We start from the raw sequence: 9,869 nt of genomic DNA on the forward strand, positions 1-9,869 counted from the left end.
GCTAACATATTCGCAATCGAATGCATTTTGTAAAAATATGAAGGCAGTATAAGCTTTTATCATGAAGCCCGCGGTCGAAATGACGGAAACGCGCCAAGGGGGTTAACTAACTCATTCCCGTCCGCCGACCGAATACCTTGGCGTTTGCAGTCAGCGAACAGAAGGGCAATCGAATGGCACAGACAAAGAAGATGCTGGATCCGGATCCCCGGATTTACGACTTCGAAACGGAATATGAACTGGGGCAGGATAATGTCCGGCCGTTTGGCTTGGACATTCACAACCCGGTCTTTCTGATCTCAAGTATCATGATCTTTGCGTTCGTTCTGATCGCATTGGCCAACCAGGAGGCGGCGGCCTCGTTCTTCGGATGGCTCCGGCCCTGGCTGACCAGCACCTTCGATTGGTTTCTGGTTCTTTCGGTAGACGCAATCACCCTGTTTTGTCTGGTACTTATCATCCTGCCCGTCGGCAGTGTGCGGATCGGTGGCAAGGACGCCACGCCCGATTATTCTTACGCCGGGTGGATCGCGATGATGTTTGCCGCCGGTATTGGTATCGGCCTGTTGTTTTTCGGAGTGATGGAGCCGGTCTACTACAACTTTGCCGAAGACGGGAATGCGCGCCCACTGGGTATCGATATCGCTGTTCCGGGCAATGAGTATATCGGCATCGTCGGTACCATTCACCATTGGGGGCTGGAAGGCTGGGCGGTTTACGCCGCGGTCGGCCTGAGCCTGGCAATCTTCAGCTACAATCTGAACCTGCCTCTGACTTTGCGTTCGGCCTTCTATCCAATTCTGGGTGAACGGGTCTGGGGCTGGTGGGGCCATATCATCGATACGTTGGCGGTTTTTGCCACGTTGTTCGGTCTGACCACGTCACTCGGCCTGGGGGCGCAGCAAGTTGCGGCCGGCCTTTACGAGGTCTTCGGCATCGAACCCAGCCCCACTGTCGTGGTTCTGCTGATCATCGGCATTACGCTGATCGCGCTGGGCTCGGTTTTGCTGGGCATGGATGCGGGCGTCAAACGGCTGAGTGAGATCAATATGATCATGGCCGTGGGACTGTTCCTTTTCGTCATTGCTGTAACAGGCATAGGCACCGCCATCGCGCGGTATTTCAACGTGATGACTGATTACGTGCTGCACCTGCCCGCGCTGTCGAACCCGTTCGGACGAGAAGACACCAGCTATTTCCACGGTTGGACGACCTTCTACTGGGCGTGGTGGATCGCGTGGTCACCGTTTGTTGGTATGTTCATTGCCCGCATTTCAAAGGGCCGTACAGTGCGCGAGTTCGTAATATGTGCGCTGCTGGCACCAACAGCCGTCTGTGCCCTGTGGATGTCGACCTTCGGCGGCGCGGCCATCGACATGCTGAATGCGGGCGGAGCGGAAGGTGTACGCGCGACCGTGATCGACAGCTACGCCCCCGAGGGAGCGTTGTTCGGCTTCCTGAAGGAGCTGCCGCTGTACAGCATCGTAGCCCCGATTGCCCTTGTCCTGATCGTGATCTTCTTTGTCACTTCGTCTGATTCCGGATCATTGGTGATCGATACGATCACCGCAGGCGGCAAGATGGACGCACCCGTGGTTCAGCGCGTTTTCTGGTGTACTTTGGAGGGCCTGGTTGCCATCGCATTGCTGTTGGGTGGCGGACTGTCCGCATTGCAGGGCGCGGCGGTTTCAACCGGCATCCCCTTTACGCTGGTGGTTCTGATAATGTGCTACTGCCTGTGGCTGGCACTGAAATCAGAAAAGGCGAAAATGTAGATTGTACACCGAAACCCCAAAAAACGCCTGCCGCATGGTGGGCGTTTTTTTTTGGGTCGATTTAAGAAATTTTGGACCTTCGTTACTTGCAACCCCAAGTAACGATGGGCACGGGCGTTTACCGCTGAACATTTTCCAAGAGGGGTTTGCGATTTGCCTGATGCCGTTGGACCAGTTTTCGCATTAGCTTGCCCTGTTGCGGAATAAAACGCGCAGAAGTTGCTTGAAACTGCGGAGCGCAGCACTCTGGAAACAAGTCCATGATTTCTTTTCGCGCGTCAGCCGAGACTGATTTGAGCGCTTCGGGGCCGGTAAACAGGCTTTCTGTCGGTGTCCCATTGGACCAGATGATTTCATGGGTATCGAACAGCAAGTGAAAATACTCAATACCGTCAGGTGTGTCTTGCACAATGTCTACGCCGTCCAGCGGCAACAACTTGTTTGCGGGGATCAGCACATCCTTGCAATCGAACATCCGTAGTGCAACTGCCGAAGACACAAGAACGCGATGCTGCGGTGAGACGACAAGGTCCTGTTTGGGGAATCCGTCGCCTAAAGCTCCGGTGCGGATCAAAATGGGTCTTAGCCTTTGCTGCGCATGAAGCTCGGTAGAACTGAGGCGTCGCGTACCGATCCATCGAATAGGTTTGTAGCCATTGTCAAAGGTCAACACCTGATCTGAAATCTGCAGGTCTTCGACCGCCACTGATCCGTGGCGTGTTTCAATCATTGTCCCAGATGCAAAGCACAGAACGTCCACAAACTCACCGCTTGCGTTGGTCGGGCCGGTTATAATCTGGTCAATTTCAATAATATTGGAACCGCTGTCGTTCCAGGCCGCTGCAATCGCATCGGTATTGACTGTCATTCCGTTGAACAGCTCTAGAGGTTCAAGCGGACCATTGTTTGTCTTCACACCGTAGAGTTCGACCGTCCCATCTGGATTGATCATCAGGCGGACCACGGGTTCACCGTTTGTATTCCCCAACTGCCAAACAGCTGGCGTGTCGACTTCATATCTCTGACCGTCGGCAAACCGAACTGTTTGCCCCGAGGTTCCAGAAATCTGGAACTGAAGTTCATTGGGCGAAGATCCGGGTCCGCCAACAAACAGGTCAACACCGTTGATTTGAGCACTGAAGCTGTTGTCGAGCGTATCGAAATCGATGACGACACCGCCTCCGGGAGAAGTATCTGTATATGTGGTGCTGTTACCGTCTGAAATGCTGAAGCTGGTCATCTAATTTTCTGAATTTTGCATAAGCCTGAGTTAGCACAAAGCTCATTTGCGTTTAACAATCAAGCTGAGCATTGGGTGGTGTCGGTTATGTGGTTCATACTCGAAAGTCCAGTCTCCCTGCAGGGCGCTGTGGTGTGGAACTTATACTGATAAAGCTGCTGGTTCTGATAATGTGCCAATGCTTGTGGCTGGCGCAGCGAGTGTTTCCAGATGCCAATAACCATGGCTGCAAGATACTGCTGAGGCAGCGAAGCTTCCATCCTTGCCCAAACAGGGAACTTGCCCGCCTTGTCGAGTGTTCTTCGGCGCTTCTATTGCGTTGACATTGAACTCTCGGAACAGGATTTGTACTGCAAAACGATTTGCTGTCGACCACCCCGGAGGAATGAGTGTCAATTGTTGATGTCCTGGCTGCGCGTCTGATCGAAGATGTCAAATCCAATGACCTGTCAGGAAGCTTTCTGATGCTTGGACGGCAGGATTGGATCGGTGCGCGCCGGTCTACATCCGCCGCATTGTTCAGGGAAACCTTGCAGAAATACCTGCCCGGAGTGGCCGAAGCCGATCTTTGCAACCCGGATGATGGATATTCGGAAACGTTCTTTCGAAAACTTGGGTTCTCGGAAGTGGACTCGCTGGATTTTTCGGATTTCGAAGGTGCGAGCATCGTTCAGGATCTCGCGGGGGACTTGCCTGAAAACCTGGTTGGTCGGTTTGACGTTATCTATGACGGTGGAACCTGCGAACACGTGTTCGACTTGCCGACCGCCTACCGGAACATCGACAAGATGCTGAAGCCCGGGGGTGTGTTTATCGCACATTCGCCATCGAACAACTGGATCAATCACGGCTTCTATCAGATTTGTCCAGAGATCGTGTACGGCTTTTGGGTCAACGCCATGAACTATGAGGCTCTGAAATGCGTGTGGCAGCCATTGAGGCCATACGCCGCCCGTGACGTGGTGAAGATGACGGATCCCAACAAGACCAAGAAACGTCCGCGACCGCTGGGAACTTTTGGTCCGGGATTGCCTGTTCTTCTGGATTATGTGGTTCGAAAACCTGTTGCCGGCACCAAGACAAGTGCAGGTGTGTCGCAAAGTGACTATGCCACGCGTTGGGAAAACACGCAGAAAGCTTAGAACCAAGTGCCGCAAAAGACATTCCCTGACCGCCACGGAATGCCCAGCTGCTCTGGCAAGTTAAGGGGGGTGTATCGCTTGCGGCGGATCCAACGGAAAACGCCCGCCGGTTGGCGGGCGTTGAACCGGAAAACCCGGCTTCAGGTCATCTGCAAAAAAGCGCTTAGCGGCGGATGCCCAGCTTTTTGATCAGGTCCTGGTAACGTGCTTCTTCTTTGCCTTTCAGGTAGTCCAGCAGCTTACGGCGCTGGGCAACCATCTTCAGCAGACCGCGACGACCGTGGTTGTCTTTCTTGTGGGTCTTGAAGTGCTCGGTCAAAGTGGTGATGCGCGAGGTCAGGATGGCAACCTGTACTTCAGGCGAACCGGTGTCGCCCTCTTTGGTTGCGAATTCTTTCATGACGCGTGCTTTTTCTTCAGCAGTGATCGACATCGGGGTCTCCTTCAAAGGTTAGAGTTGATGGCGCAGGCCGGGATGTCGTCCAGCACAGGCCCATGGAGAAATCCGCACCGATTCCGATGCGGATGGGCGCGTATAAGCGCATTTTTTCCAAATGGCAAAGGGAATCTGCGGGCTCAGACCATCTGCCCGTACTGCGCCAGTTGCGCTTCGGAGATCAATTGAATGTCGGCCACCGTCATGCCTTCGGCCCCGAATACCTGCGCCACTTCCTGACCGTTGATCATCACCCGCGTCAGGTTGGCGTTTTCAGCGTCGGGTTCCACCTCAATCTCCGGATCGGCCTCATCCTCCCAGGTGACAAGCAGCTTGTCCTCACCGGGTTGGAATCCCATGACGGTCACGTCTTCGTCACCCGGGCTCAGCACGATGTCATCGGCGCCCTGCCCACCGGTCACCACATCCCCGCCGCCTGCCACAATGGTGTCGTCACCGGCGCCGCCATTCAGAAAGTCCTTTTCGGCTGCGCCCTCTTCGATGCCAAAGACAAAGTCGTCGCCGTCGCCGCCAAAGACCGTATCTTCACCTGCGCCACCGTTCAGGGCATCGTCTCCGAACCCGCCCTGCAACGCGTCATCATCGGCCCCGCCCGTCAGAGTATCGTCGCCCTGACCGCCATAGAGCTCGTCTTCGCCTTCGCCGCCATCCAGGGTGTCGTCCCCGAAATGGCCGAACAGGGCGTCGTCCCCCTCATTGCCGAACAGAATGTCGTCATCCGCCTCTCCGTGCAGAACATCATCACCCTGACCGCCCGAAATCGTGTCTGTACCTTCGCCCCCGTGCAGAACGTCATCGCCCTTGCCGCCGTCGATGGTATCATCGCCGCCAAACCCGTTGATCTGGTCGACACCGTCCTGCCCGGTGATCTGGTCGGGGCCATCGCTGCCGGCAATCACCAGGTCGCCTTCGAATTCAGAGATTACCGTGCCAGTTGACTGGGTTTCGATGTCGGGATTTACCGGATCCTCGACGTTTTCGCCAATATCAAGAAACTCTCCGGTGTCGGGTTCCGTTTCCGGGTCCTCGTTGGGCCCGTCCTCTGAAACGTCCTCGTCTTCGATCAGCATGTCGCTCATCGCGTATGCGGCACCGCCGATGGCGGCGAGTCCAATCAATCCGGCCAGAAACATGACACCTCTCCGATCGCAGAATGCTCCGAGGGTGAACATCCCATGCAATTGGCAATCGGGTCAAAGTCAAGTTATTGAAATGGTTAACACTTTATCACCATTGCTCGGGCTGTTGGCTGTAGGCGATATAAAGCGGGTGCTTGGGGTGACCGTCTTTGGTCAAGCCCAGATGGAACAGCGGCTGGCCGGTCCGGCGCAGCAGGGCTTCCACCGCCGGGCCCCGGTCCAGATGCGCACCATGGGTGCCCCAGGCGGCGATGACCTGATCGGCCCACCGAACACCTTCCAGAATGGCGGCGTCATTTTCCGGGCCTACCGGATCGGCAGCAGCGCGCATCTTGCGCGGATCGGTGTCGCGCCAGGCAAAGATGTTGGTCACCTGGAACGCGCCAAACCCCAGCGCCCGGGCACGGCGTTCGCAGCGTTCAACCGTCGGGTCGTTCTGCACTTCGGTCGCGGTAGACGGGTTCAGCATGACAAACAGCGCCTTGCGCCCTGCCGGGTCCCACACACGGGTCAGGCTATAGCGGTATTTCTCGCAGTCGGAATAGATAGCGGTCGAGGGCGCATCGCCCTTGGTGTGCGTTCGGGTGATCATGCCTTTCGCCTAACATGTGGTTCAGGCGGCGAACACCCGGCTGGGATGCAATTCGCCCGATTTATAAACCCCCACGGCCACGGCCTTGCCATCCAGCGAGGCCCATGCCTCGTCGCCGTATTCAACATCCGAGGCCAACACCATGCCCGGATTGCCATTGCGCAGGCGGGTGGCGCCTTCGGGTGTGCATTTCAGTTCGGGCAGGTCGGACAGGCCGGTTTCCAGCGGGTGCAGATAGTCGTCCAGCGCCGTGGTCTTTGCCATTTCGTCGATCTGTTCGATGCTCAACCCGTCTTCGGCCTCGAACGGGCCGGACCAGATGCGGCGCAGTTCCTTGACGTGGCCGTGGCATCCCAGCGCCTCGCCCAGATCGCGGGCGATCGAGCGGACATAACCGCCCTTGCCGCAGGTCATCTCCAACACCACGTGATCTGCGTCGGGGCGATCGACAAGGATCAGTTCCTCGACCCAAAGAGGCCGGGCGGTCAGTTCCACGTCTTCGCCGTCGCGGGCCAGTTTATAGGCGCGCTGGCCGTCGATTTTCACGGCGGAAAACTTGGGCGGAACCTGCATGATGTCGCCCAGAAACGGGGTCAACGCCTGCTTGATGTCTTCGTCTGACGGGCGGGCATCGCTTTCGGCAATCACTTCGCCCTCGGCATCGTCGGTGTTGGTGGCCTGGCCCAGACGGACAGTGAAGGTGTAGGCTTTCAGAGCATCCGTGATGTAGGGAACGGTTTTGGTCGCCTCACCCAGAGCCACGGCCAGCACTCCGGTCGCTTCGGGGTCAAGCGTGCCCGCATGGCCCGCCTTTTTGGCATCCATCGCCCAGCGCACCTTGTTGACCACGGCGGTCGACGTCATGCCCGCGGGTTTGTCCACCACCAGCCAGCCGGAAATGTCGCGACCCTTGCGTTTGCGTCCCATATAGCACCTTCAATCTTGCTGAGGCGCGCGACCTAGCGGATCGCCATCGTCCTGTCAATTTCAAGGTGCGTCTTCGACCACACCCACGATCGGCCCCAGCGAAAACCCGACATCGGACCGATTGTTCGCGCGGTCATACATGCGAGAGATATTGCCATCGAAGAACAGCGCATTCGGAGTTTCCAGCACGTCCCGGAACAGACGGCCGAATTCGTGGAATGTGACGTAATCTTCGGAAATCGCGAACACCGCACGGGTGCCATCGGCGCTGGTGCCCACCCCGTTGCGCACATAGAGCGAGGTCGAATCGGGCAGGAACCGGGGGTGCAGTTCACCATCGATCACCAGCATCGGGCCGGATTGGCTGGCGAACCGGCAGTCAGGGGACTGGTCGATGAAATCCAGCGTCTCGAACACGTCAGCGCGGCCCTCGCGGATGCAGAACACGCCGTTGGGCAGCAGGCCGAAATTGCCGGGGCCGGGGTTGGAGATCACCCGCATGACCTCTTTGCCGTTCTCGACATAATGGCCGACGGGCGAACGGTCATCGTGGTACATGCCCGCGTTCATGGCAAAGGCCAGACGCTTGCCGCCGGGGGCCAGCGCCTCGTTCACCGACGAGAAATGCCCCAGCAGATCCCCGTTTTCGTCGTTGAGAAACAGGCGCAGGTCTTCGTTTTCCGCGTCGACTTCGCAGACGGTATAGCGCTTGCCATCATGGGTCAGCTTTTCGCAAGTGACCGCAGAGGCTTGCGCGGCCCAGACAACCGCGCCCAATGTGACGAATGCCCGGATCACTCGTCCAGATCGCGGCGCACCGCGTCCTGTTCGAACATGCGGCGGGTGTCGTCCAGACGATCGAACGTGTCATCAAGGCGGAACCGAAGATCGGGCGAGAATTTCAGGCCGACCTTTTTGCCGACCATGCGCCGCAGTTCACTTTTGTTGCGGGCGAGCAGATCGATCACGTCCTCCTGCCCTTTGCCGCCCAGAGGCAGCACATAGGCGGTGGCGATTTTCAGATCGGGCGAGGTGCGCACCTCACCCACTGTGATCGACATGCGGTTCAGGTCGGGGTCGTGGACATCTCCGCGCGCCAGAACCTCGGACAGGGTGCGGCGGATCAGTTCGCCGACGCGCAGCTGTCGTTGGGACGGGCCGGGGCCATCGTGGAATTTGTTCTTTGCCATAAACCCCGATCTAAGCGCAAACCGGGGCTTTGCCAAGCGGGCGCGAACGGGGTAGGAGGCTTTGAGCAGTTTGCAGCAAGGGAATACCGCCATGACCCATATTCCGGGGATCGTCATCACAGGGGCTTCGGGCCGCATGGGGCAGATGCTGATCAAGACCGTAACCGACAGTGATCAGGCGCGTCTGGTCGGCGTGGTCGAGCGCACGGGGCATGACTGGGTCGGTCAGGATGTGGGCGAAGCCATGGGTGGCCAGGCGCTGGGCGTCAAAGTTACCGATGACCCGTTGGAAGCTTTTGCGCAGGCACAGGCGGTGATCGACTTTACCGCGCCCGAGGCGACGCTGGACTTTGCCGCTTTGGCCGCGCAGGCGCGTTGCGTGCATGTGATCGGCACGACCGGCATGACGGATGAGCAGATCGCCGCGCTGGAACCGGCCTCGCGCCACGCGGTGATCGTGCGGGCAGGGAACATGAGCCTTGGCGTCAATCTGCTGGTGCAACTGACAAAAAAAGTCGCGGCTGCACTGGATGAGGATTTTGATATCGAGATCATCGAAGGTCACCACCATCACAAGGTCGATGCACCTTCGGGCACCGCGCTGATGCTGGGCGAGGCCGCCGCCGAGGGGCGTGGCGTCAAACTGTCGGATGTGGCCGATCGGGGGCGGGATGGCATCACCGGTGCGCGCAAGCGTGGTGACATTGGCTTCCACGCCATTCGCGGCGGCGACATCGTCGGCGAACACGATGTCCTGTTTGCCGCGCCCGGAGAACGCATCGTCCTGCGCCATCTGGCCACCGACCGCGCCATCTTTGCCCGTGGCGCGCTGAAGGCGGCACTGTGGGGGCAGGGGAAGGCGCCCGGCCAATATGACATGGTGGATGTGCTGGGGTTGTGAGTGATGCGTTTAGATGTACGCCATCACAACAACATAAAGAACGAATGCGATAACCCAAAAGAGCAAAGCTGTTACCAGTGAAGCGAACTGTAGCATCAGCGAGCGAAATGTACTTTTGTTTGGGACAATCCGTATCCCGTTGGGCATGTGCGGATCATTGCACTTTTCCACCATAAAGAAATAGTTGCATGCTCCATATGCGTTTAAAATCAGGCGCCTTCGTGATGGTGGGGCACCGCGCGTTCTGATGCAGTAGTCAACAAAATCATCTTTAAAGTTGAATATCGGTAAAACCGAAGCGAGTAAAATTGCTGCTGCCCAACTTGTAAGTGCCATGATTGTCACGAAGCCAAACATGAACATGAACAGGAGGCCCAAGTTGAGTTCCTTTCGCAGTGCAACCGTTGCGTTTTGACCAGCACAAAACAGGCTTTCCCGAGGTACTATTCTACTCTGTTCTAACTTAGTCTACTCGAACTTGGCGGTTTGATGATGATTCCATCTAC

The 9,869-nt window shown here is 57.2% G+C and carries 10 protein-coding genes; 3 read left to right on the forward strand and 7 right to left on the reverse strand.

All coding sequences use genetic code 11. The features are described 5' to 3' along the window. Window positions 1–173: 173 nt before the first annotated feature. Window positions 174–1,775: a BCCT family transporter gene (locus tag AC2FNN_RS15500; protein WP_496759416.1), complete on the forward strand. Its 1,602-nt coding sequence runs from the start codon at window positions 174–176 to the stop codon at window positions 1,773–1,775. 118 nt (window positions 1,776–1,893) lie between these two features. On the opposite strand, the gene AC2FNN_RS15505 is transcribed toward AC2FNN_RS15500, so the two are convergent. Continuing rightward, window positions 1,894–3,015 carry a Hint domain-containing protein gene (locus AC2FNN_RS15505; protein WP_496759417.1) on the reverse strand — a complete coding sequence of 374 codons (1,122 nt, stop codon included), beginning with the start codon at window positions 3,013–3,015 and terminating at the stop codon, window positions 1,894–1,896. Window positions 3,016–3,404: 389 nt separating this feature from the next. Here AC2FNN_RS15505 and AC2FNN_RS15510 point away from each other — a divergent pair, with 389 nt between their 5' ends. Next, window positions 3,405–4,157, forward strand: coding sequence for a class I SAM-dependent methyltransferase (locus AC2FNN_RS15510; protein ID WP_496759418.1), 753 nt, complete (start codon window positions 3,405–3,407; stop codon window positions 4,155–4,157). Window positions 4,158–4,320: 163 nt separating this feature from the next. Here AC2FNN_RS15510 and rpsO read toward each other — a convergent pair whose 3' ends face one another. The 6 genes from rpsO to rbfA all read right to left on the reverse strand — a co-directional run bounded on the left by rpsO (window position 4,321) and on the right by rbfA (window position 8,462). Further along, complete coding sequence (gene rpsO, locus AC2FNN_RS15515) at window positions 4,321–4,590, reverse strand: 30S ribosomal protein S15 (RefSeq protein WP_152459381.1); 270 nt, start codon at window positions 4,588–4,590, stop codon at window positions 4,321–4,323. A 143-nt stretch (window positions 4,591–4,733) separates the two neighbouring features. After that, window positions 4,734–5,747, reverse strand: coding sequence for a calcium-binding protein (locus AC2FNN_RS15520; protein WP_496759419.1), 1,014 nt, complete (start codon window positions 5,745–5,747; stop codon window positions 4,734–4,736). Between the two features lie 94 nt (window positions 5,748–5,841). After that, complete coding sequence (locus AC2FNN_RS15525; protein ID WP_496759420.1) at window positions 5,842–6,345, reverse strand: DUF1643 domain-containing protein; 504 nt, start codon at window positions 6,343–6,345, stop codon at window positions 5,842–5,844. Between the two features lie 21 nt (window positions 6,346–6,366). Beyond that, on the reverse strand, window positions 6,367–7,272 hold the full coding sequence (truB, locus tag AC2FNN_RS15530; protein WP_496759421.1) for a tRNA pseudouridine(55) synthase TruB: 906 nt from the start codon (window positions 7,270–7,272) through the stop codon (window positions 6,367–6,369). A gap of 60 nt (window positions 7,273–7,332) precedes the next feature. Further along, entirely contained in the window at window positions 7,333–8,070 is a 738-nt protein-coding gene (locus AC2FNN_RS15535; RefSeq protein ID WP_496759422.1) for a phosphodiester glycosidase family protein, read from the reverse strand. After that, window positions 8,067–8,462, reverse strand: coding sequence for a 30S ribosome-binding factor RbfA (gene rbfA, locus AC2FNN_RS15540; RefSeq protein ID WP_152459376.1), 396 nt, complete (start codon window positions 8,460–8,462; stop codon window positions 8,067–8,069). The genes AC2FNN_RS15535 and rbfA overlap by 4 nt, the downstream gene beginning before the upstream one ends. Before the next feature lie 91 nt (window positions 8,463–8,553). Between rbfA and dapB the strand changes: the two genes are divergently transcribed. Next, window positions 8,554–9,363 carry a 4-hydroxy-tetrahydrodipicolinate reductase gene (gene dapB / locus AC2FNN_RS15545; protein ID WP_496759423.1) on the forward strand — a complete coding sequence of 270 codons (810 nt, stop codon included), beginning with the start codon at window positions 8,554–8,556 and terminating at the stop codon, window positions 9,361–9,363. The last annotated feature ends 506 nt before the right edge of the window (window positions 9,364–9,869 follow it).

The organism is Ruegeria sp. BHSA118 (assembly GCF_059613405.1).

Excerpts from the sequence above, each read along its gene's own strand:
- AC2FNN_RS15500 (WP_496759416.1), top strand. The coding sequence starts at position 174 with ATGGCACAGACAAAGAAGATGCTGGATCCGGATCCCCGGATTTACGAC.
- AC2FNN_RS15505 (WP_496759417.1), bottom strand. The coding sequence starts at position 3,015 with ATGACCAGCTTCAGCATTTCAGACGGTAACAGCACCACATATACAGAT.
- rpsO (WP_152459381.1), bottom strand. The coding sequence starts at position 4,590 with ATGTCGATCACTGCTGAAGAAAAAGCACGCGTCATGAAAGAATTCGCA.
- AC2FNN_RS15520 (WP_496759419.1), bottom strand. The coding sequence starts at position 5,747 with ATGTTTCTGGCCGGATTGATTGGACTCGCCGCCATCGGCGGTGCCGCA.
- AC2FNN_RS15525 (WP_496759420.1), bottom strand. The coding sequence starts at position 6,345 with ATGATCACCCGAACGCACACCAAGGGCGATGCGCCCTCGACCGCTATC.
- truB (WP_496759421.1), bottom strand. The coding sequence starts at position 7,272 with ATGGGACGCAAACGCAAGGGTCGCGACATTTCCGGCTGGCTGGTGGTG.
- rbfA (WP_152459376.1), bottom strand. The coding sequence starts at position 8,462 with ATGGCAAAGAACAAATTCCACGATGGCCCCGGCCCGTCCCAACGACAG.
- dapB (WP_496759423.1), top strand. The coding sequence starts at position 8,554 with ATGACCCATATTCCGGGGATCGTCATCACAGGGGCTTCGGGCCGCATG.